The 20,360-nt window shown below is 58.6% G+C and carries 20 protein-coding genes; 7 read left to right on the forward strand and 13 right to left on the reverse strand.

Annotated features, from left to right (window positions below; genetic code table 11):
- Nucleotides 1-165: 165 nt before the first annotated feature.
- The 3 genes from minD to H3L94_RS10925 are packed head-to-tail and all read left to right on the forward strand — an operon-like array spanning nucleotide 166 to nucleotide 2,187.
- Nucleotides 166-978, forward strand: coding sequence for a septum site-determining protein MinD (gene minD / locus H3L94_RS10915; RefSeq protein ID WP_009119141.1), 813 nt, complete (start codon nucleotides 166-168; stop codon nucleotides 976-978).
- Between the two features lie 4 nt (nucleotides 979-982).
- Complete coding sequence (minE, locus tag H3L94_RS10920; protein ID WP_009119142.1) at nucleotides 983-1,261, forward strand: cell division topological specificity factor MinE; 279 nt, start codon at nucleotides 983-985, stop codon at nucleotides 1,259-1,261.
- Complete coding sequence (locus H3L94_RS10925) at nucleotides 1,258-2,187, forward strand: hydrogen peroxide-inducible genes activator (RefSeq protein ID WP_182122016.1); 930 nt, start codon at nucleotides 1,258-1,260, stop codon at nucleotides 2,185-2,187. Before minE ends, H3L94_RS10925 begins: the two co-directional genes overlap by 4 nt.
- Before the next feature lie 331 nt (nucleotides 2,188-2,518).
- Here the strand turns inward: H3L94_RS10925 and H3L94_RS10930 are convergent, their stop codons facing one another.
- The 3 genes from H3L94_RS10930 to H3L94_RS10940 all read right to left on the reverse strand — a co-directional run bounded on the left by H3L94_RS10930 (nucleotide 2,519) and on the right by H3L94_RS10940 (nucleotide 4,094).
- Nucleotides 2,519-2,878, reverse strand: a complete 360-nt coding sequence (locus H3L94_RS10930; protein WP_182123171.1) for a YbaN family protein — start codon at nucleotides 2,876-2,878, stop codon at nucleotides 2,519-2,521.
- Nucleotides 2,878-3,459, reverse strand: coding sequence for a DUF1415 domain-containing protein (locus tag H3L94_RS10935; protein WP_182122017.1), 582 nt, complete (start codon nucleotides 3,457-3,459; stop codon nucleotides 2,878-2,880). The genes H3L94_RS10930 and H3L94_RS10935 overlap by 1 nt, the downstream gene beginning before the upstream one ends.
- Nucleotides 3,460-3,605: 146 nt before the next feature.
- A complete protein-coding gene (locus H3L94_RS10940; RefSeq protein WP_040660898.1) occupies nucleotides 3,606-4,094 on the reverse strand; it encodes an Lrp/AsnC family transcriptional regulator in 489 nt (162 codons plus the stop codon).
- Between the two features lie 940 nt (nucleotides 4,095-5,034).
- On the opposite strand from H3L94_RS10940, the gene gcvT reads away from it, so the two are divergent.
- From gcvT to H3L94_RS10960, 4 genes are all read left to right on the forward strand, one after another.
- Entirely contained in the window at nucleotides 5,035-6,132 is a 1,098-nt protein-coding gene (gene gcvT, locus H3L94_RS10945; RefSeq protein ID WP_182122018.1) for a glycine cleavage system aminomethyltransferase GcvT, read from the forward strand.
- 179 nt (nucleotides 6,133-6,311) lie between these two features.
- Nucleotides 6,312-6,695, forward strand: coding sequence for a glycine cleavage system protein GcvH (gcvH, locus tag H3L94_RS10950; RefSeq protein ID WP_182122019.1), 384 nt, complete (start codon nucleotides 6,312-6,314; stop codon nucleotides 6,693-6,695).
- Between the two features lie 276 nt (nucleotides 6,696-6,971).
- Complete coding sequence (locus H3L94_RS10955; RefSeq protein ID WP_182123173.1) at nucleotides 6,972-8,849, forward strand: monovalent cation:proton antiporter-2 (CPA2) family protein; 1,878 nt, start codon at nucleotides 6,972-6,974, stop codon at nucleotides 8,847-8,849.
- Between the two features lie 35 nt (nucleotides 8,850-8,884).
- Nucleotides 8,885-9,592, forward strand: coding sequence for an aspartate/glutamate racemase family protein (locus tag H3L94_RS10960; protein WP_220457308.1), 708 nt, complete (start codon nucleotides 8,885-8,887; stop codon nucleotides 9,590-9,592).
- On the opposite strand, the gene H3L94_RS10965 is transcribed toward H3L94_RS10960, so the two are convergent.
- The 10 genes from H3L94_RS10965 to H3L94_RS11010 form a co-directional block, all read right to left on the reverse strand.
- Nucleotides 9,538-11,106: a DNA recombination protein RmuC gene (locus H3L94_RS10965; RefSeq protein WP_182122020.1), complete on the reverse strand. Its 1,569-nt coding sequence runs from the start codon at nucleotides 11,104-11,106 to the stop codon at nucleotides 9,538-9,540. The two genes, H3L94_RS10960 and H3L94_RS10965, sit on opposite strands and share 55 nt — an antisense overlap.
- Before the next feature lie 71 nt (nucleotides 11,107-11,177).
- The gene (locus H3L94_RS10970) at nucleotides 11,178-12,764 is read right to left on the reverse strand and encodes an inorganic phosphate transporter (RefSeq protein ID WP_220457309.1); all 1,587 of its coding nucleotides are present in this window, start codon (nucleotides 12,762-12,764) and stop codon (nucleotides 11,178-11,180) included.
- Between the two features lie 208 nt (nucleotides 12,765-12,972).
- Nucleotides 12,973-14,343 (reverse strand): adenylosuccinate lyase, encoded by a 1,371-nt coding sequence (gene purB / locus H3L94_RS10975; RefSeq protein ID WP_182122021.1) that lies wholly within the window; start codon nucleotides 14,341-14,343, stop codon nucleotides 12,973-12,975.
- A gap of 126 nt (nucleotides 14,344-14,469) precedes the next feature.
- Nucleotides 14,470-15,450 carry a TerC family protein gene (locus H3L94_RS10980; protein WP_182122022.1) on the reverse strand — a complete coding sequence of 327 codons (981 nt, stop codon included), beginning with the start codon at nucleotides 15,448-15,450 and terminating at the stop codon, nucleotides 14,470-14,472.
- A gap of 137 nt (nucleotides 15,451-15,587) precedes the next feature.
- The gene (gene rpmE, locus H3L94_RS10985; protein WP_009119161.1) at nucleotides 15,588-15,803 is read right to left on the reverse strand and encodes a 50S ribosomal protein L31; all 216 of its coding nucleotides are present in this window, start codon (nucleotides 15,801-15,803) and stop codon (nucleotides 15,588-15,590) included.
- Nucleotides 15,804-15,937: 134 nt separating this feature from the next.
- Nucleotides 15,938-16,732, reverse strand: a complete 795-nt coding sequence (locus tag H3L94_RS10990) for a thymidylate synthase (RefSeq protein ID WP_182122023.1) — start codon at nucleotides 16,730-16,732, stop codon at nucleotides 15,938-15,940.
- Between the two features lie 95 nt (nucleotides 16,733-16,827).
- Nucleotides 16,828-17,778, reverse strand: coding sequence for an AEC family transporter (locus H3L94_RS10995; protein ID WP_244958758.1), 951 nt, complete (start codon nucleotides 17,776-17,778; stop codon nucleotides 16,828-16,830).
- Nucleotides 17,779-18,126: 348 nt separating this feature from the next.
- A complete protein-coding gene (locus H3L94_RS11000) occupies nucleotides 18,127-18,549 on the reverse strand; it encodes a DUF5339 domain-containing protein (protein ID WP_182122025.1) in 423 nt (140 codons plus the stop codon).
- 159 nt (nucleotides 18,550-18,708) lie between these two features.
- Nucleotides 18,709-19,722, reverse strand: coding sequence for a tRNA dihydrouridine(20/20a) synthase DusA (dusA, locus tag H3L94_RS11005; protein ID WP_182122026.1), 1,014 nt, complete (start codon nucleotides 19,720-19,722; stop codon nucleotides 18,709-18,711).
- Nucleotides 19,723-19,790: 68 nt separating this feature from the next.
- Nucleotides 19,791-20,342, reverse strand: coding sequence for a ubiquinone biosynthesis accessory factor UbiJ (locus tag H3L94_RS11010; RefSeq protein WP_182122027.1), 552 nt, complete (start codon nucleotides 20,340-20,342; stop codon nucleotides 19,791-19,793).
- Between the last annotated feature and the right edge of the window lie 18 nt (nucleotides 20,343-20,360).

Below are 20,360 nucleotides of genomic sequence, written 5' to 3' on the forward strand. Positions count from 1 at the left end.
TGCGTTTACGCCTAGAGTGCGCTTGCTCGCTTGCCTATCTGTCTGATAGGCCTGTGCTCGCTGCGCTGCTACGCCTGGAACGGCATCCACATCTGAAGGTTTTGCAAAGGCCTGAGTCCGAAAGGCTACCTGAAACCCCATTCACCAACACAAAAGGAATTTATTGTGGCAAAAATCATCGTAGTCACCTCCGGCAAAGGCGGTGTAGGCAAAACCACCACCAGCGCCAGCATCGCCAGCGGCTTGGCACTGCGCGGCCACAAAACCGCCGTGATCGACTTCGACGTCGGCCTGCGCAACCTCGACCTGATCATGGGCTGCGAACGCCGCGTGGTGTACGACCTGGTCAACGTGATCCAAAACGAAGCCTCGCTCAACCAGGCGCTGATCAAAGACAAACACTGCGACCAGCTCTACATCCTGCCTGCCTCGCAAACCCGCGACAAAGACGCCCTCAACCGCGAAGGCGTGGGGCGCGTGCTGCAGGAACTCACCGAAAAAATGGGCTTCGAATACGTGATTTGCGATTCCCCCGCCGGCATCGAAACCGGTGCGCTGATGGCACTCTATTTCGCCGACGAAGCCATCGTCACCACCAACCCCGAAGTCTCCAGCGTGCGCGACTCCGACCGCATCTTGGGCATTTTGCAGAGCAAAAGCCGCAAAGCCGAGCAAGGCGAAACCGTTAAAGAACACTTGCTGATTACCCGCTACAACCCCGAGCGCGTAGAAAAAGGCGAAATGCTTTCGGTAGACGACATCACCGACATTCTGCGCATTCCGCTGTTGGGCGTGATTCCCGAATCGCAAAGCGTGCTGCAGGCTTCCAACGCCGGCTCGCCGGTGATCCACCAAAACGATGCCGACGCCGCCAACGCCTATCAAGACGTGGTGGCCCGCCTATTGGGCGAAAACCGTCCGATGCGCTTTTTGGAAGCCGAGAAAAAAGGCTTCCTGAAACGCCTGTTCGGAGGATAAGGCCATGTCTCTGATCGATATGCTGTTCGGCAAAAAACAGAAGTCGGCCCAAGTCGCGCGCGACCGCCTGCAAATCATCATCGCACAGGAGCGCGTGAAAGAGCAGGCGCCCGACTACCTGCCCACCCTGCAGAAAGAGCTGCTGGAAGTGCTGTCCAAATACGTCAACGTCTCGCTGGATGACATCCGCATTTCGCAAGAAAAACAAGACGGCGTGGACGTTTTGGAGCTCAACATCATTCTGCCGGACGCGCAACGCAAAGCCGAGGCCGACCGAACATGACCCTGACCGAGTTACGCTACATCGTGGCCGTGGCGCAGGAGCGCCACTTTGGCCGGGCGGCCCAACGCTGCTTCGTGAGCCAGCCCACGCTCTCCATCGCCATCAAAAAACTGGAGGAAGAGCTGGCCGTTTCCCTATTCGACCGCAGCAGCAGCGAAGTGAAAACCACCGAAGCGGGCGAGCGCATCGTGGCACAAGCCCACCGCGTCTTGGAGGAGGCCGACCGCATCAAGCATATGGCGGCCATCGAACAAAACGAGTTGAGCGGCGCCTTCAAACTCGGTTTGATTTTTACCGTTGCCCCCTATCTGCTGCCGCGCCTGATTCTGTCGCTGCGCCAGCTGGCACCCGGCATGCCGCTGATGCTGGAGGAACACTACACCCAAGCCTTAACCGACCGCCTCAAAAAAGGCGACTTGGACGCTCTGGTGGTGGCTGCCCCCTATCACGAGCCGGGCATTGTGACCACGCCCTTGTATGACGAACCTTTTTTCGTGATCGTGCCCAAGGGCCATGAGTTTGAAGAGTTGGACGCCGTATCCGCCGATGCTTTGGCCAGCCAACAGGTTTTGCTGCTGAACGAAGGCAACTGCCTGCGCGACCAAATCATGGAAAGCTGCTCCGAACTCGCTTCCCGCCAACGGATACCCGGTTTGGCAAATACCGTGCAAGGCAGCTCCATCAACACCATCCGCCACATGGTGGCCAGCGGCTTGGGCATCAGCGTGCTGCCCTCCAGTGCATTGACCGACAACGACCACCTGTTGTTCTCCATCGTGCCTTTCGAGCCGCCGGTGCCGCAGCGCCGCATCGTGCTGGCCAGCCGCCGCAATTTCGTGCGCCCGAAAGCACTGGCGGCCATCAGGCAGGCCGTACTGCAATCACAGCTGGCCGGGGTACGCTTTATTCATGAAGATGCGGCCTGACGGCATTATTTTCAGGTAGCCTGAGACTTTTGCAAAACCGCCATCTGCGGCGCATTTCTGCATTATGCGTTTATGCCCTATGGGTACTGCTCGCTCGCTTGCCTATCTAGAGATATGTCTGTCCCACGGGGAGTCCTAGCGTTCACGCTCGCTGCGCTGCTACGCCTTGAACTGCATCTACATCTGGCGGTTTTGCAAAGGTCTCAGCCCGAAACAATACAAATCGCCCCGCTGGCCGGCCAACGGGGCGATTTTTTTATGCGAAGGCTTCCTGCGTTTCCAAGCGAAAAAGGCAAACATCACATCTGCCTGCGCCGTCCCTCTCTCCGCCTCAAGCATCTGGCAGACGCCACAGCCAAACGGTCACACAAAAGCAGATAAGCGAAGTGATGGCCGCCGCCCACCAACGCTCAGGAAAGGCATAAAACATCCAACTGCAGGAAATCGTCATCATAACGGCCGCCAAATATTTGCCCCGCCTGGGCACGGCGCGGCGCTCCTCCCAATCCTGTACCATCGGCCCGAAATAAGGATGTTGGTGCAGCCAGCGGTGGAAACGCGGCGACGCCCGCGCCCAGCAGGCAGCCGCCAACAGCACCAGCGGCGTGGTGGGCAAGAGCGGCAAAAAAATGCCGACGATGCCGGTCAGCAGAGAAACCGCACCGGCCACCCACAATAAAGCCCGGACAATCACGACGGCTCCCGTTTGTGCGGACAAGCGCCGGCCACGCCCAAGCTGTCCCACCCCTCGCGCCCCATTTCTTCCAACAGGGCGATGTTGCGCTCGAAAATCTCGGCGGCGTCGGGAAACGCCTCCGCCGCTTTGGCAATGCTGTCTTCGCGAATCAAATGCAAGGTGGGGTAAGGGCTGCGGTTAGTATAATTGCCGATGTCGTCCGCCTCCGTGTCGGCAAATTGGAAATCGGGATGAAAAGGCGCAATCTGCAACACGCCTTCCAAGCCGTTGTCGGCCACCGCCGCATCGGCCAATTCCAACATATCGTTGAAGAGCAGAAAGTCGGGAAACAGCGTGGGATGCACCAACAACGTGGTTTCCACCTCCTCTGCCGCCACGGAAGCCAGATATTGCAGCTCGCAGTCCAAATCTTCCAAAAAAGCATCCAAATGCCGGGCCCGGCTAACCTTTATGCGCACCCGGCCTTTCACATACGGCGCCTTGGCAAACGGGCACAAATTCAAACCGATCACCGCCGTCTCCAGCCAATGGCGGGTATCGGCCAAAACAGCAGCCTCATCCGGAACAGCATTCATGGGTTGGGTTTCCTGCAGACAGAAAAAAGGGCAGGATTATAAACCCTGCCGTTCGGCAAAATCAAAATTTGCTGTCGAAATCAAGGCATTCAGGTAGTTTCAACACCACATCGGGCTACCTGAAAGCCGACCAACCGGGCAAATATTCAATCTGCCGCCAAATGATGCAGCGGCAATGCGGTTGAGTTTTTCACTTCCTGCAATACAAAGCTGGAGCGCGCATCCAGCACGCCCGGGTGCGACAGCAAGGTATCCAGAATAAAGTGTGAAAAAGCCTGCATATCGGTGAAGAAGGCATGCAACATATAATCGGTTTCGCCGGTGAGCGCAAAGCAGCTCAGTACCTCCGGCCATTGTTTGACCGATTCGGCAAAGCCGTCCCGCGAATGGCTACCCTTATCTACCGACACCCGGATAAACACCTGCAGACCCAAGCACACCGTTTCCGGGCTCAATAAGGCGGCATAACTGCGGATCACCCCCGCTTCCTCGAGCTGCTTCAGGCGCCGCAGGCAGGGCGAGGGCGACAGCGCCACCCTTTCGGCCAACTCCACATTGGTCAATCGGCCGTTGCCCTGCAATACCTGCAGGATTTTTAAGTCGGTTTTATCTAAAGTGGTTGTGGTTGTTGTCATGCTGCTGTTTTTCCCATTGATTTGCATTGATCATGACGACAGCCGCCTTAACTGAAATCACCTAAGACAGCTCCCTATTTTCCCGTTTATTAATATCCGAATACTTCAACCTTTTTCTTGTCCCGACGGTATCAGCAGTGATCACTCTACAATCGGAACATGGGCGCATTATATCGAAATGCCGTTGGAATAAAATTCCAAAGTTAGGATTAGCAAGGAAATTTTAGTGCCTATTTCACATCCCGCTTCCTAAGCTTCACAATATTCAACGGGATCGGTAGTTCATTTACTTAAATATGACATAAATTGTCAAAAAAAGTTAAGCCGGGTGTCGTCTGTTTATGATTTGAGCAACGTACATGCCAAGCCGCATTTAAGCCTTGCCCCTATTTTCTAAATCGGGCGATAATTCAGCCCGTTTCGCACAAAGACCGGATGTCTCCGCCCCTGGGCACTTACTAAAAGCCAACCGTTTTATTCAGGCCCGACCTTTGTCGATTCAATAAAACCTGAACAGCCGGCTGTTAAATAGGGTAAAGCCTGCCCTCTCATTCATCGGCCAACATACCCCTGCAACAGCCTCCCCGAACAGGCAGGGCTTGGGCGGCTAAGGCTTGCGGCAGAGACTGCCCCTTTGCGTCACCTTTGCAAAAATATTGCCCGCAAACACTGCAAAAAGGGCATTTTGTGTCGATTTATGGCGGCCACCAACATATAAGACATTGAGCAAAAGGCCAAATCAAGGCGACCTGGTTCAAGCAAGCGGACAGCCTGATCCCGGTGCCGTTACACCGGTTTGCCGCCCCTGTAGCCACAGCAACTTTGGTGCGAAAGCTTAGATTTCACGCATGCCATAAACTTATGCGGGACCAATTCGCTTCCTTGCCGGCCTAGGCAACCAACAGACAACCGTTTCCCCCAACACCAGGAGTACGCTCCCATGAGCTTAAAGCAGACCCCTTTCTATGCCGCCCACCAAGACGCCGGCGGCAAACTCGTTGATTTCGCCGGCTGGGCGCTTCCCGTCAACTACGGTTCGCAAATCCAGGAACACGAAGCCGTGCGCACCGATGCCGGCATGTTCGACGTTTCGCATATGTTGGTTTCCGACATCCGCGGCGAACAGGCCAAAGCCTGGCTGCAAAAACTGCTCGCCAACGACGTAGCCAAACTCTCCTTCGTCGGCAAAGCCCTCTATTCCGCCATGCTCAACGACAACGGCGGCGTGATGGACGATCTCATCGTGTACCGCGCCAACGAAGCCGAAACCCAATACCGCATCGTCTCCAACGCCGCCACCCGCGAAAAAGACCTGGCCCAATTCGCCAAAGTGGGCGCAGCGTTCGGCGTTGACATCACTCCCCGCTACGATCTTGCCATGCTCGCCGTGCAAGGCCCCAAAGCCATTGAAAAACTGCTCGCCGTCAAACCCGAATGGGCAGAAACCGTGAATGCGCTCAAGCCCTTCCAAGGTGCCGATTTGGGCAACGACTGGTTTGTCGCCCGCACCGGCTACACCGGCGAAGACGGCGTGGAAGTGATTCTGCCCGGCAGCGAAGCCACTGCCTTCTTTGCCGCCCTGCGCGAAGCCGGCGTTCAGCCTTGCGGTCTCGGCGCCCGCGATACCCTGCGCATGGAAGCCGGCATGAACCTCTACGGCCACGACATGGACGACGAAACCAGCCCGCTGCAGGCCGGCATGGGCTGGACGGTGGATTTGAAAGACGAAAGCCGCGACTTCATCGGCAAAACCGCCCTCGTCGCCCTCAAAGAACAAGGCGTGGACGTCAAACAAGTCGGCCTCTTGCTGGCCAAAGGCGGTGTTTTACGCGAAGGCATGGAAGTGGTGACGCCCGAAGGCCAAGGCATCACCACCAGCGGCGTGTTCTCGCCCAGCCTGAAGCAGTCCATCGCCATCGCCCGCGTGCCGAAAGCCTTTGAAGGCGACACCGCCAAAGTGCTGATGCGCGGCAAAGAAGTGGACGTGCGCGTGCTGAAACTGCCGTTTGTGCGCAACGGCCAAAAACAATTCGAGTGATGCCATGCCCCGCTTTCAGGTAGCCTTGGCAACAGGCTACCTGAAAGCGGCAGGCCTGGCGGCGTTTTGGGGGACGCATGGCCCACGATGCCCGCTATCAGGCCGCACGGCCAAACCCTTTGAATTACCCAACCGGCCAACTACTATCGGCCGCTCTTTACCCACTTGGAGAACACACCATGAGCAATATCCCCGCTGATTTGAAATACGTATCCAGCCACGAATGGCTGCGTCTAGAAGCCGACGGCAGCGTTACCGTGGGCATTACCGAGCATGCGCAAGAGCTGTTGGGCGACATCGTTTTTGTAGAGCTGCCCGAAGTGGGCGCCAGCCTGGCCGCCGACGACCAAGCCGGCGTGGTGGAATCGGTGAAAGCCGCTTCCGACGTTTACGCCCCGATTGCCGGCGAAGTGCTGGCGGTTAACGAAAACTTGGTCGGCGCCCCCGAAACCGCCAACAGCGATCCTTACGGCGCAGGCTGGTTCTTCAAAATCCGCCCGGCCAACGCCGCCGATCTGGACGGCCTGCTGACCGCCGAACAATACGCCGCCGAAATCGGCTAATCCTGCTTCAGGCTGAGACCTTCGCAGAAACCCCAGATGGCAAGCCGTTCCAGGCGTAGCAGCGCACAATGCGACCATGCGCCGCAGACGGCGGTTTTGCAAAGGTCTCAGGCTACCTGAAAGCATTTCAGGTAGCCTGAATTGTCTGTGCACAGGCCCCAAACCGCCTGCATCGCTCGGGCGGCCTGTTCAGGTAGCCTGCCCCTCTTCCGTGCGCCGTCTCCTTTCTCCACAATCAAGCGACTGCGCTGTCCCTCCCATTCCGTCTTCACCGCCATGTCTGAGATTCTGCTTTACGCCTTCATCTATCTGTTTGCCGCCGTTGCCGCGGTCTTGGTTTCGCAACGCTTCGGCCTCGGCTCGGTATTGGGCTACCTGATGGCCGGCATCGCCATCGGCCCCGTATTGGGTTTGGTGGGCAAGGAAGTGGAGACCATCCAGCACGTGGCCGAATTCGGCGTGGTAATGATGCTGTTTCTGGTCGGCTTGGAGCTGGCGCCGCACACTTTGTGGCAGCTGCGGCACAAATTATTGGGCTTAGGCGGCCTGCAGGTCGGCCTCAGTGTGGCCCTGATTGCCGGAGCGGCGGTGGCTCTGGGCCAAAGCTGGCAAGTCGGCGTGGCAGTGGGCTGCATCCTGGCCCTGTCGTCCACCGCCATCGTGCTGCAAACCTTGGGCGAAAAAGGTTTGCTCAATACGCAGGGCGGGCAGGCGGGCTTTATGGTGCTGCTGTTTCAAGACGTGGCGGCCATCCCGATGCTGGCGCTGCTGCCGCTTTTAGGCGCAGCCGGTGCGGCGGCCAATGCGCCCGATGCCGACCATTCCATCAATCTCTTGGCCGGCGAACCGGTGTGGCTGCAGGCGCTGGCCACCGCGCTGATGCTGGCCGCCATCGTATTTGGCGTGCGCCGCATCGTGCCCGCCGCTTTCCGCCGCATCGGGCGCACCGGGCTGCGCGAAATGTTCACCATCTTTACCCTGATGCTGGTGGTGGGCATCGCCGAATTGATGTCGGTCATCGGCCTCTCGCCCGCACTGGGCACCTTCATCGCCGGCGTGGCACTGGCGGAAAGCGCCTACCGGCACGAGCTGGAAAGCCATCTGGAGCCGTTTAAAGGGCTGCTGTTGGGGCTGTTTTTCATCACCGTGGGCGCCGGCATCAACTTCAAGCTCTTGGGCGGGGAATGGTGGCTGGTCCTCGGCCTCACCGGCGGCCTGATGCTGTTGAAAATGCTGGTGCTGTTGGTGTTGGGCAAAATCTTCCGCCTCGATTCGGCGGCCAACAAGCTGCTCGTTCTCAGCTTGGCACAAGCCGGAGAATTCGGTTTTGTATTGTTGTCGATCAGCAAACAGAGCCACCTGCTGCCGCCGCTGCTGGCCGACCGCATCCTGCTGGTGATCGCCCTCTCCATGGTGGCGACCCCGCTGCTATTTATCCTCTACGAGCGCCTCAACAAAACGGCAGACAACGCCGCCAACCACCGCCCGGATGACGAAATCGGCGATGAAAAACCGATCATCCTGCTCGGCCACGGCCGCTTCGGCCTGCAAATCAACCGCATGCTGGCCGCCTGCGGCTACCACTCCACCGTGATCGACTACCACGCGGAAACGGTGGACGGCCTGACCCAATTCGGCCTGAAAACCTATTACGGCGACGCCAACCGCCCCGAACTTCTCGCCTCCGCCGGCCTGCAGCGGGCCAAACTGTTGATTGTGGCCATTGACGACCGCAGCCGCGCCATCGAAATCATCGAATTCGTGCGCCGCCATTATCCGCAGCTGCCGGTCATCGCCCGCGCCTACGACCATTGGCACAGCCACGATTTATACCGCGCCGGCGCCAACCATGTGGTGCGCGAAACCTTCGATGCCGCCGTGCACAGCGGCCGTTTGGCCTTGGAAGCTTTGGGCATCTCCGCCGGGAAAGCGCGAGAGCTGGCCGACCTCTATACCGCCCGCGACGACCGGCGCCAGCATATTTTGGCCGAATCGCACGACCCTTCCCTGCCCCTGCACATGAACGAGCAGCTGGCCGAACGCCTGCGCGCCTTAGAAGCGGAAACCGCCGAGCTGATGCAGGCACTGATGCAAGAGCCGGTCGCCCAAACCGACAGCGCACCCGCCCAACCGCTTTCAGGTAGCCTGTCCTAAGCTTAGGCCGATCTGCCATTCACGAGGAAAAAGCCATGAAAACCATCGGCATCATCGGCGGCATGAGCCCCGAAAGCACGGTACTGTATTACCAAATCATCAACCGCAGCGTGAATGCCCGTCTCGGCGGCAACCACAGCGCCGACATCGTGATGCACAGCGTGGATTTCGAGCGCATTGTTGCTTTGCAAAAAGCCGGCGATTGGGCGGCGGCGGGCGCGATATTGGCCGACAGCGCCCGCCGCCTGGCCGCCTGCGGCGCCGAAATCTTGGTGCTCGCCACCAATACCATGCACAAAGTGGCACCCGCAATCGAAGCCGCAGTTTCGATACCGCTGCTGCATGTGGTGGACGCCACCGCCGCCGCCATTCGGGCGCAAGGCTTGGACACCGTGGCCCTGCTCGGCACCCGCTTCACCATGAGCGACGGCTTTTACCGCGAACGGATGCAACGCTTGGGCATCGCCACCCTGGTGCCGACGCCGGAAGAACAAGACGCCGTCCACCGCATTATTTTTGACGAACTCTGCCTGGGGCACATCGAATCCGGCTCCAAAGCCCGCTATCTCGACATCATTGCCGGCCTGCAGGCACAAGGCGCGCAAGGCGTGATCTTGGGCTGTACAGAAATCGGCCTGCTGTTGCAGGCCGAAGACTGTGTGCTGCCCTTATTCGACAGCGCAGAAATTCATGCTTTGTCGGCAGTGGAATTCGCCTTGTCCGGCGTTTCTCCTGCCGCCTGATCCTGTTCAGGTAGCCCGGGCAGCGCCTCGGCTTCCCCCTCCGCCTGCTCGGCCAAGCCGCGATCCAGCTGTTTGCCGGCTTTCACGCCGAGTTGGTAGAGCTTCTGCGCCCGGTTCACCAAATTGCCGCGCCCTGCCGACAGCTGCTTGAAGGCTTGCTGGTAATAGCTTTGCGCCTGTTCCAGATTTTTGCCCACCCCTTCCAGCGTGCTGACAAAGCCGACGAATTTGTCGTACAGCCGCCCGCCTTCTTCGGCGATTTTCAGCGCGTTTTGATTTTGGTATTCGTTGCGCCACAAATTGGCCACCGTGCGCAACGTGGCCAGCAGCGTACCGGGGCCGGTGAGCATGATGCGTTTGTCGAAGCACTCCTGAAACAGCTCGGGATCATGCTGCAATGCCAACAGATAAGCCGGCTCCACCGGCACGAACATAAACACGAAATCCAGCGAAGTCAGCCCTTCGATGTCGCTGTACGATTTGGCCGACAGGGTTTTGATGTGTTGGCGCACGGAAGCCAAATGGGCCGCCAGCGCGGCTTCAGCCTCCTCCGCCGTCTGCGCCTGGGTGTAGCGCACATAGGCGGTGAGCGACACTTTGGCGTCGATGATGAGCTGTTTGTTTTCCGGCAGGTGCACCAAGACATCGGGCTGCAGATAGCGGGTGTGGCCTTCGTCGTCGGTTTGGCGGCCGCCGCTCTGTACGCTGTATTCGCGCCCTTTCACCAAGCCCGAACTTTCCAGCACTTTCTCCAAAATCATCTCGCCCCAGTTGCCCTGGCTTTTGTTGCGGCTGCCCACCAAAGCCTGAGTCAGCGCCTGGGCGTCGTCGTGCAGCTGGTGATTGAGCTGCTGCAGGCGCTTAAGCTCGTTTTCCAGCGTCAGCCGCTCCTTGGCTTCTTTTTCATAAGTGTTCTGCACCAGCTGGCTGAAACCGCTGATGCGCTCGTTTAAGGGATTCAGCAGCAGGCCGAGCTGCTCGCGGTTTTGCTCGCTGAAACGGCGGCTTTTCTCTTCCAAAATCTCGTTGGCCAACTGTTGGAACTGGCTGCTCAGGCTTTGCCGCGCCTCGCCCAGCAGAGCCAGTTTCTCGTCTTGCGCCAGCCGTTCCTGCTCGATTTGGGTGCACAGCCGCTCGTGGCGCAGGCGCAGATCGGCCAGCTCCTGCTGTAATGCAGCATACTCTTGCGCTTCCTCCTGCCGGCTGCGTTCGCTCCGCTCCGCCCGCGCTTCCCATTGGCGCGCCGCTTCCGCCGCCGCTGCGGCACGGCCCTGCTCGCCGTGGCAGCGCTGCTGCCATTCGGCCAGCCGCTCCTCTGCCGCCCGGCGGGCGGTTTCGCTGTCCTGCTGCCGTTGCAGCGCCGCCTGCAGGTTTTCCTGCAGGGCGGTGTTGGCCAGTTGCAGCCGGTGGCGGTCGGCCTGGAAGCGGCCGCGCAGCCACAACCACACCAGCAGGCCGCTCAGCACGGCAGCCGCCAAAATAAAAACCACCCACAGTTCAAAAGCAATATTCATGGCACAACCATTCCAATCAAAACAATCAGGCTACCTGAAAGGTTTTCAGGTAGCCTTTTGAAAACATCCGTTCAACCGAAAATGCCATTGAACAGCAGGAAGCTCACCGCCGCCAGCGTGGCGGCTGCCGGCACGGTAATCACCCAGGCCAGCGCAATCGGTTTCATCAATTCCCAGTTGGCGTTTTTGTTCACCAAACCGATGCCGAGCACCGCGCCCACCAAGATATGGGTGCTGGATACCGGCAAGCCCAAGGCAGAGGCCAGCATCACAATGGTGGCGGCCGCCAGCTCGGCGGTAAAACCGGAGGAGGGGTGCATCTTCGCCAGATTTTCGCCCACCGTAGCAATCACTTCTTTGCCGATAAACCACAAACCCACAATCAAGGCCACGCCGAACGTGAGCATGGCAATCGGCGGAATCGCCGCCTTGCTGCCCACCTCGCCGCTGCGCAACACGTCCATGATGGCGGCAAACGGGCCGATGGCATTGGCGATGTCGTTGGAGCCGTGGCTGAAGGCGAAGCCGCAGGCGGTGAACACTTGCAGCCAGCTGAACATGATGAAAGTGGCGCGGTCGGTGCTGTCGCCCGATTTCAGCTGGCGGGCATAAGCGAAAGTCGCCATCCAAATCGCCGCGCCCACCATGCCCATGATGAGGACGTTGTGGGTATCGGTCAGCCCGAGGTTAAGGTGTTTCAAACCTTTAAACAGCAGCATGGCCGCAATCATCATGCCGCCCACCGCGCCCACTACCGGCACCCACACCTGCAAGGCGCGGAAAGCGGCCACTTCATGTTTGCGCCGCTCGATTTGGTGCAGCTCGCGGTAATAATCGGACTCCAAATCTTCCTCGCGGTAATTGCCCTCATTGTAAATCTGGGCATCGCGCACCATGGCGGCGGTGTAGGCCAGCTGCTGCACCTCGGTCATTTGGTCGAACAGCGTTTTGTGGCTTTTTTTGTAATCCGTTCTCTGCTGGCGCAAAGCGCGAATCTGCATTTCGGCGGCTTCGTTATAACCGAGAATGTATTTTTTGATGCATTTGAAAATCAGATAAGAGGTCAGGCCGCCGAGCAGGGGCGACAGCACCCAAGAAATGGCGATTTCGCCGATTTTGCTCCACTTCACCAGACTCAAACCGCCCTCCGGGCCGCCGATCTGGAAACCCAATACCAGCGAACCGCCCACAATACCGCCGATGATGGCGTGGGTGGTGGACACCGGCCAACCTTTGCGGGTGGCAAACAGCAACCAAAAAGCTGCCGCCGCCAAGGCCGCCATCATGATGTAGACAAACTGCAGCGGCCGGATATCCAAACCGCCCAAATCGACAATGCCGCTGCGGATGGTGGAGGTAACCTCTCCGCCCGCCAACACCGCCCCGCTCACTTCAAACAGGGCGGCAATCGCCAAAGCCTGCGGGATGGTGAGCGTACCGGCGCCCACCGAAGTGCCGAAAGAGTTGGCCACATCGTTACCGCCGATGTTGAAGGCCATAAAAATGCCGAGAAAGGCGGCCAGCACGAACAGAATCGGATGGTTGTAATGGGTGTAGCCCAATCCCCAATAAACAAAATAGGCCGAAATGGCGAGCAAAACGGCCGCCGCCACAAAATTGACGCCTTTCATACCGACTGCAGGGTTGTGGGAAGTCATCAAAATATCCTTGCGTACTGAGGGGATGTCGGAAACGCTTAACTACGCTCATATTGTACCAAAAGCGGCCCGATGATTGAGGCCGATTGCCCCGCCCTCGGCATTTGTGCAACATCGGCACACCGCCGCGCTTGACAAGCGGCGACCCAGGCAAAACAAAGGCTACCTGAAACGCTTTCAGGTAGCCTGTATCCATTTGCGGCGGGGTTTAAATGCGCTTGGCCAACGCCTCGGCCTTACCCACATAAGCAGCGGGGGTCAGCTTCAGCAGTTCGGCTTTTGCTTCGGCCGGAATCTCCAGCGCTTCCACAAATACTTTCAATTCCTCCGGCGTGATGCCGTCCTTGCCGCGGGTGAGGTCTTTCAGTTTTTCGTAGGGGTTGGCCACGCCGTAACGACGCATCACGGTTTGGATGGGCTCGGCCAGCAATTCCCAAGTGGCGTCCAAGTCGGCAGCCAGGGCGGCGGGGTTGGCTTCCAATTTGTTCAGGCCGCGCAGGTGGGCCACCAAGCCGAGCAGGGTGAAGCCCGCGCCCACGCCCATATTGCGCAGCACGGTGCTGTCGGTGAGGTCGCGCTGCCAGCGGGATACCGGCAGTTTTTCCGCCAAAAAGCCCAGCACGGCGTTGGCCATGCCCAGATTGCCTTCGGAGTTTTCAAAGTCGATGGGGTTCACTTTGTGCGGCATGGTGGACGAGCCCACTTCGCCGGCTTTCACTTTCTGTTTGAAGTAGCCCAGCGAAATATAGCCCCACACGTCGCGGTTGAAATCAATCAGAATGGTGTTGATGCGGCTGAGGGTTTGGAAAAATTCGGCCATGTAGTCGTGCGGCTCGATTTGGATGGTGTAGGGGTTGAAGGTCAGCCCCAAGTCCAGTTCGACGAAATAGCGGCAGTGCGCCTCCCAGTCCACATCGGGATAAGCCACCATGTGTGCGTTGTAATTGCCCACCGCGCCGTTGATTTTGCCCAAGAATTCCTGTTTTTCCAGCAGGCCGATTTGGCGGTTGAGGCGGGCGAGCACGTTGGCGATTTCTTTGCCCAGGGTGGTGGGGGTGGCGGGCTGACCGTGGGTGCGGCTCATCATCGGCACCGCAGCCAGATGGTGCGCCATGTCGCGCAGTTTGTCGGCCACTTCGCGCAATTTGGGCAGCAGCACTTCGTCGCGCGCCTGCTTGAGCATCAGGCCGTGGGAGAGGTTGTTGATGTCTTCGCTGGTGCAGGCGAAATGGATGAATTCGCTCACGGCCAACACTTCCGGCACGCCGTTGAAACGCTCTTTCAGCCAATACTCGATGGCTTTCACGTCGTGATTGGTGGTGGCTTCGATGGCTTTGACGGCGGCGGCGTCATCCAGAGAGAAATCGGCAATCACTTGGTCGATTTCGTTGAGGGTGAAATCACTGAAAGCCGGCACTTCGCGGATCTTCTCTTCGGCGGCCAGCGCTTTGAGCCAGCTGAGCTCCACTTTGACACGGGCCCTCATCAGGCCGTATTCGGAGAAAATCGGGCGCAGGGCTTCAACGGATTTGCCGTAGCGGCCGTCCAACGGAGACAGGGCGGAAATGGGATTGATCATGGGCGGGCATCCTGTGGGGGAAGTAATCAAAACGGGCGGCATTTTACGCGAAAGCCGCACCGCTTGCAGCACATCAGGCTACCTGAAAGGCTTCAGGTAGCCTGATGGCGGCCGTGTGCGCAGCGCTTAGTGTTGCGCGGAACCGCTGCGGCGGTTGTGCAGCAGGGAAATCAGAATCGACAAGCCCAAGGCGCCGAAAATCACACCGAGCGAAACCGGTATGGGCACGTGCACCCAATGCACAATCAGCATCTTCACGCCGATGAAGGTCAGCACAAAAGCCAAGCCGTATTTGAGGAATACAAAGCGGTCGGCGATATCGGCCAACAGGAAATACATCGCGCGCAGGCCGAGAATGGCGAAAATATTGGAAGTGAGCACGATAAAGGGATCGGTGGTCACGGCGAAAATGGCGGGGATGCTGTCCACCGCAAACACTACGTCGCTCAGCTCGATCATCACCAACACCAGCAACAGCGGGGTGGCCATTTTTTTGCCGTTTTCTACGGTGAAGAATTTTTCCTGATCGAAGTTTTTGCTCACCGGAATGTGGCTGGTCAACCAACGCAAGAGCGGATTGCGGCCCAAATCGGCGGCCTCTTCTTTTTCCGGCTTCAGCATTTTCAGGCCGGTGAAGATGAGAAAGATGCCGAAGATATACAGTACCCAGCTGAATTCACGCACCAGCACGGCACCGATGCCCACCATCAGCGCACGCAGCACGATGGCGCCGAACACGCCGTACAGCAGCACGCGGTGCTGATATTCCGGCGGCACTTTGAAATAGGAAAAAATCATCAGGAACACAAAAATATTGTCCACCGCCAGCGATTTTTCCAACACATAGCCGGTAAAGTATTCCAACACTTTTTCGGTGGCCACCGCTTTGCCGTAAGCCGGGTTGCCCGCCAGCTCGAAATACAGCCAGCCGGCAAAGGCGCAGGAGACGGCCACCCAAACGGCGCTCCAAAACAGGGCTTCCTTGGCGCTGACCTTGTGGGCGCCGCTTTTTCTCAAGGTCAGCATATCGATGGCAATCATGATCAATACGGCAACGAAAAACACGCCGTAAAACAGGGGACTGCCGACTTGGGGATATTCGGTCATGAGGTTTCCTCTGATGATGGTTTAAGGTGGCGGCCGGCAGCCGCCGTGTGTGATGCGGGCCGCAAAGACGCCGAAAAAAACGATTATGGGGGCAGTTGCCCATAAGAAAAGGCTGCCGCAGCAGCCTTAACTCAGATTCAGCGTTTGAACATATTGCCGAATTTTTGATTGAATTTGTCTACGCGGCCGGTACTGTCCACGATTTTTTGTTTGCCGGTGTAGAAAGGATGGCATTCGGAGCACACCTCGATGCTGAACGCTTCTTTGCTCATGGCAGATTTGGTGGTGAACTGGTTGCCGCAAGAGCAGCTTACCTGAACATCGTGGTAGTCGGGATGGGTATTGGGTTTCATGATGTTTTCCTTGAGAAAGCGGGTATAGGGAATGTGCCTATACTTCAAAAGACAAGCGCGGAATTATGCCGCAAAGCCGCGGGCGGCGCAAGAAAAGGCGGACGGATTTACACGGCTGCAACCCAAACGCCACACTACACCGCCACTTCGGCTTTGATGTGCGGATGCGGATCATAATCTTGCAGCTCGAAATCCTCAAAGCGGAAGGCAAACAAATCGTCCACCGCCGGATTGAGCAGCATATTCGGCAAAGGACGGGGGGCGCGCGCCAGCTGCAGACGGGCTTGGTCGAAGTGGTTGCTGTACAGGTGGGCGTCGCCCAAAGTGTGGATGAATTCGCCCGGCTGCAAACCGCAGACTTGCGCCATCATCAGGGTGAGCAGGGCGTAGCTGGCGATATTGAAGGGCACGCCGAGAAAAATATCGGCGCTGCGCTGGTAGAGCTGGCAGGAAAGCCTGCCTTCGGCCACGTAAAACTGGAACAGGGCGTGGCAGGGCGGCAGCGCCATCTCGTCCACCAAGGCGGGATTCCAAGCCGACACCAGCAGGCGGCGGCTGTCGGGATTGTTTTTGATCTGCGCCACCACTTGTGCGATTTGGTCGATGTGGCGGCCGTCGGGCGCAGGCCAGGAACGCCATTGGTAACCGTACACCGGGCCGAGGTCGCCGTTTTCGTCGGCCCATTCGTCCCAAATCGACACATTATTGGCTTTCAGGTAGCCGATATTGGTGTCGCCGCGCAAAAACCACAGCAATTCGTGAATGATGGAACGCAAGTGCAGTTTTTTGGTGGTGAGCAGGGGGAAGCCGGCCGCCAAATCAAAACGCATTTGATGGCCGAACACCGAGCGGGTGCCGGTGCCGGTGCGGTCGGCTTTATCGGTGCCGCTATCGAGCACATGCCGCATCAGATCGAGATATTGCTGCATAAAAGGCTACCTGAAAAGAAAACGGCGCCATTGTAACACGTGGTGCAAGCATTCTTTGCCTGCCGGCGCAGAAGCGGTTTGCCCCCAATCCGGCCTCACATCCAGCCCAGCAGGTGCATCAGCACAATACCCAGCGAAGTGGTGAGCATGGAAGCGGCGGTGGTGAAACCGAGGATATTGGCCGCCGCCGTGGCATTGCCGCCCAAGGCGCGGGTCATCACATAGCTGGCCGCCGCCACCGGCGTGGCCGACATCAGAAACAGCACCCCCATGTGCAGCCCGCGCAAGCCGAAGGCCAAACCCACCGCCACCGCCAGCACAGGCGCAAACAGCAAACGGCCGGCACTGGCCCACAGGGAAATGTCGCCCGCGCCGAACAGGCTCTTCATATTAAACGTAGCCCCCGCGCACAGCAAAGCCAACGGCAGCGCCAAATCGCCCAGATACTTGGCCGTGGTCAACAAAGGCTTGGGCACAACGATCCCGCTTTGCTGCACCAGCATGGCGGCGGCAATGCCCAGAATCAGCGGGTTTTTCAACATGGTCAGCAGCATGGCGCCCAATTTGGGCCGCTGGCCCTGATGGCGGCTGAGCGTAATCACCGCCAGAATATTGTAGAGAATCGTCACCACGCCGGTGTAAACCGCCGCCACCGCCAAGCCGTCCGCGCCATAGGCATTGGCACACAAAGACAGGCCGATGATGGCGAGGTTGCCGCGGAACACGCCCTGCACGAAGACGCCTTTGTCCGCCGTCTGCTTGACCCAACGCGCCGCCGCCCACTCGGCCAGGGTAAAAATCATCAGGGTGCTGCCGATGCCGGCCGCCAACAGCACGGATTGGGCGGCATAATCGGCCTCGCCGTTGAGAATACCGAGAAACAGCAGCAAGGGCAGCGACACCAAAAACACGGTGCGCGAGGCCTCGGCGCAAAACGCTTCGTTCAGGTAGCCTATCCGTTTCAAACCCCAACCCAGTAAGAGCAACAGGATATTGGGCAGCATGATATTGAGGGCGAACTGCAAGGAGGAAAAAAAGGTATTCATCAGCGCAAACAAACGGAATGAGACCTTTGCAAAACCTCCAGATGTGGATGCAGTTCAAGGCGTAGCAGCGCAGCGAACGCAGACATATCACACGATAGGCAAGTGAGCGAGCAGTACCCATAGGGCATAAACGCACAACGCAGAAATGCGCCGCAGATGGGGGGTTTGCAAAGGTCTCGGAATGGCAGTCAGGATTTAGGGGGCAGCGAGCATGGCCAGCGCCGAAAGCGGGGAGGTTTTCCCCCAGCACCGCAGCCGTACCACACCGCTGCGCTGCCAACCCCATGCTACCTGAAAAGAGAAAAACAACCCCGCCTGATGCAGGCGGGGTTGGCAGAAGCGGCCGGATTATTCGCAGTTCAGCGCTTTGGCGCTTTCGGTAAACATATCGTTGGCTTGTTTACAAGCAGCGGCTTGTTGTTCGGCAGGCGATTCAGCCAAAGATTTTTTCAGCTCTTCGTTTTGGGTGGCAAAAGAAGCAGCTACGCCTTGGTCCACTTTGGCCAAGCAGGCTTCCACGCGGTCGAAGTAGGCTTGGCAAGTCGCATCCAAAGCTGCCGGGGTGGCAGAAGTGGTAGCGGCTTCGGCAGGCGCAGAGGCCGGCTCAACCGGCGCGGCTTCAGAAGCGGGCAGAGCAGCAGAAGCAGGCATCGCTTCGCTGGCAGCCGGAGCGGCTACTTCACTGGCGGCAGGCGCAGGGTCAGCGGCTTTGTCGCCGCAGGCGCTCAGGGCAAAAGCCATCATCATGGCGGCCAAAACAGATTGGTTCATTTTCATTGTGAAAGTCTCCGAAACAGTATATTCAGTTTTTTTGAGCGGTATCAAAACCGCCTGAATCATAGCACTATTGTGACCAAATGATGATCGCTACCCCGCAAAAGCCGGTGGCCGGTTGCGAAATGGCAACGGTTTTGCGGGCGTCGGCACCGCTTACTGCTCTGCCTGCCCCACGAAAGGCGCCAGCTCCGCCCATGCCTCTAAAATCAATTCCGGCCGGTTCGGCTTGAGCAAGGCCGCGTCCGACAGCATCCGCCGCCACGTGCGGGCGTTTTTCAGGCCGTGCATCAGGCCCAAATAATGACGCGCCATATGGCGCACCGTGGTGCCGCGGCCGGCGGCAATCTGCGCCGCCATATAGCGGTACAGCCGGTCCACCAATTCGGCATGGGTGGTTTCAGGTAGCCTGCTGCCGTAAAAACGCTGATCCCAATCGCGCATGATCATCGGATTGTGGTAACACTCGCGCCCCACCATCACGCCGTCCACCTGCTGCAGGTGGGCGGCGATCTGCTCATTGTCGGTGATGCCGCCGTTAATGATGATTTCCAACTCGGGAAACTCGCGCTTCAGGCGGTACACATATTCGTATTTGAGCGGCGGCACATCGCGGTTTTCCTTGGGCGACAAGCCGTCCAGCCAGGCATTGCGGGCATGCACGATAAAGGTGCGGCAGGCCGTTTTGCGCGCCAGGGTACCGACAAAGTCGGCCACGGTTTGATATTCGGTTTGCCTGTCCACGCCGATGCGGTGCTTCACCGTGACTGCGCACTCGGGCGCCGCCTCCTGCATGGCATTCAAACAATCGGCCACCAAATCCGCCTCCTGCATCAAACAGGCGCCGAACGCGCCTTTCTGCACCCGCGGGCTGGGGCAGCCGCAGTTGAGGTTGATTTCGTCATAAGCATAAGCCGCCGCCTTTTTGGCTGCCGCCGCCAGCAAGGCCGGATCGCTGCCGCCCAACTGTAAGGCCACCGGCTGCTCGCATTCGTCTTTCAACAGAAAACGCGCTTCGTCGCCGTACACCACCGCACCGGCATTGATCATTTCGGTGTAAAGCCAGGTATGGCGGCTGATTTGGCGCGCCATATAGCGATAATGGCGGTCGGTCCAATCGAGCATGGGGGCCACAGACAAACGGCGCGGCGGCAGATTCGGGTTGTTCATGGGTGGCTGATCATCAAAAAAGCGGGCGATTGTAGCGGAGGGGGCAAACGGAGGCTACCTGAAAGCGCTTAACGCGCCAGGCGTTTCAAACGGGCTTCCAAACGGGCGGCATCGTCGCGCAGGGTTTCCACCGCCTCGGCAAACGGCGCAAAAGTGTCGCGGTGGACGGCCAAGGTATCGTCGTGGCGGCGCACATAATCGCTGACGCTGTCGAACACGCCCTGCTTCACGTCCGCCCAATCGCTGCGGATTTGGCGGCCGGCGGTTTGCGCCTGCTCGGCGGCCGCTTCGCCGAACAGACGGCGGATGTCTTGCGCGGCGTGGTAGCGCAGGCCGCCGATCAGCGGCAGCAGCGCCATGCCCAACGCATGGTCGCCCGCCACTTCGATGTCGCCCACGCCGGGCGTCTGCCCCTGCAACACTTTCTGCACCGCGCTGTTGCGAAAGCGCAGCACGGCCTCGGGATCGCCTTGGGCGGCAGCCAGATAACCTTCTTCCGAAATCACGGCGCACAGGCGCCAGCCGGCGGCAGCCAGCTCGAAGCGGCGGCCGCTGTGGGCGGCTAAGGCGCTGCGCGTTTCGGGATTTTGGGCGATCAGGTGGTTGAGAATCGGATACATGGTCTGCTTTCAGGTAGC

This window comes from Neisseria shayeganii (genome assembly GCF_014054965.1).
In the GTDB taxonomy this organism is placed as follows: domain Bacteria; phylum Pseudomonadota; class Gammaproteobacteria; order Burkholderiales; family Neisseriaceae; genus Eikenella; species Eikenella shayeganii.

Excerpts from the sequence above, each read along its gene's own strand:
- H3L94_RS10995 (WP_244958758.1), bottom strand. The coding sequence starts at position 17,778 with ATGAATACCTTTTTTTCCTCCTTGCAGTTCGCCCTCAATATCATGCTG.
- H3L94_RS10965 (WP_182122020.1), bottom strand. The coding sequence starts at position 11,106 with ATGAATATTGCTTTTGAACTGTGGGTGGTTTTTATTTTGGCGGCTGCC.
- H3L94_RS11000 (WP_182122025.1), bottom strand. The coding sequence starts at position 18,549 with ATGAACCAATCTGTTTTGGCCGCCATGATGATGGCTTTTGCCCTGAGC.
- gcvT (WP_182122018.1), top strand. The coding sequence starts at position 5,035 with ATGAGCTTAAAGCAGACCCCTTTCTATGCCGCCCACCAAGACGCCGGC.
- H3L94_RS10990 (WP_182122023.1), bottom strand. The coding sequence starts at position 16,732 with ATGCAGCAATATCTCGATCTGATGCGGCATGTGCTCGATAGCGGCACC.
- minE (WP_009119142.1), top strand. The coding sequence starts at position 983 with ATGTCTCTGATCGATATGCTGTTCGGCAAAAAACAGAAGTCGGCCCAA.
- H3L94_RS10935 (WP_182122017.1), bottom strand. The coding sequence starts at position 3,459 with ATGAATGCTGTTCCGGATGAGGCTGCTGTTTTGGCCGATACCCGCCAT.
- H3L94_RS10925 (WP_182122016.1), top strand. The coding sequence starts at position 1,258 with ATGACCCTGACCGAGTTACGCTACATCGTGGCCGTGGCGCAGGAGCGC.
- H3L94_RS11010 (WP_182122027.1), bottom strand. The coding sequence starts at position 20,342 with ATGTATCCGATTCTCAACCACCTGATCGCCCAAAATCCCGAAACGCGC.
- dusA (WP_182122026.1), bottom strand. The coding sequence starts at position 19,722 with ATGAACAACCCGAATCTGCCGCCGCGCCGTTTGTCTGTGGCCCCCATG.
- gcvH (WP_182122019.1), top strand. The coding sequence starts at position 6,312 with ATGAGCAATATCCCCGCTGATTTGAAATACGTATCCAGCCACGAATGG.
- H3L94_RS10960 (WP_220457308.1), top strand. The coding sequence starts at position 8,885 with ATGAAAACCATCGGCATCATCGGCGGCATGAGCCCCGAAAGCACGGTA.
- H3L94_RS10955 (WP_182123173.1), top strand. The coding sequence starts at position 6,972 with ATGTCTGAGATTCTGCTTTACGCCTTCATCTATCTGTTTGCCGCCGTT.
- purB (WP_182122021.1), bottom strand. The coding sequence starts at position 14,343 with ATGATCAATCCCATTTCCGCCCTGTCTCCGTTGGACGGCCGCTACGGC.
- H3L94_RS10980 (WP_182122022.1), bottom strand. The coding sequence starts at position 15,450 with ATGACCGAATATCCCCAAGTCGGCAGTCCCCTGTTTTACGGCGTGTTT.
- rpmE (WP_009119161.1), bottom strand. The coding sequence starts at position 15,803 with ATGAAACCCAATACCCATCCCGACTACCACGATGTTCAGGTAAGCTGC.
- H3L94_RS10970 (WP_220457309.1), bottom strand. The coding sequence starts at position 12,764 with ATGACTTCCCACAACCCTGCAGTCGGTATGAAAGGCGTCAATTTTGTG.
- H3L94_RS10940 (WP_040660898.1), bottom strand. The coding sequence starts at position 4,094 with ATGACAACAACCACAACCACTTTAGATAAAACCGACTTAAAAATCCTG.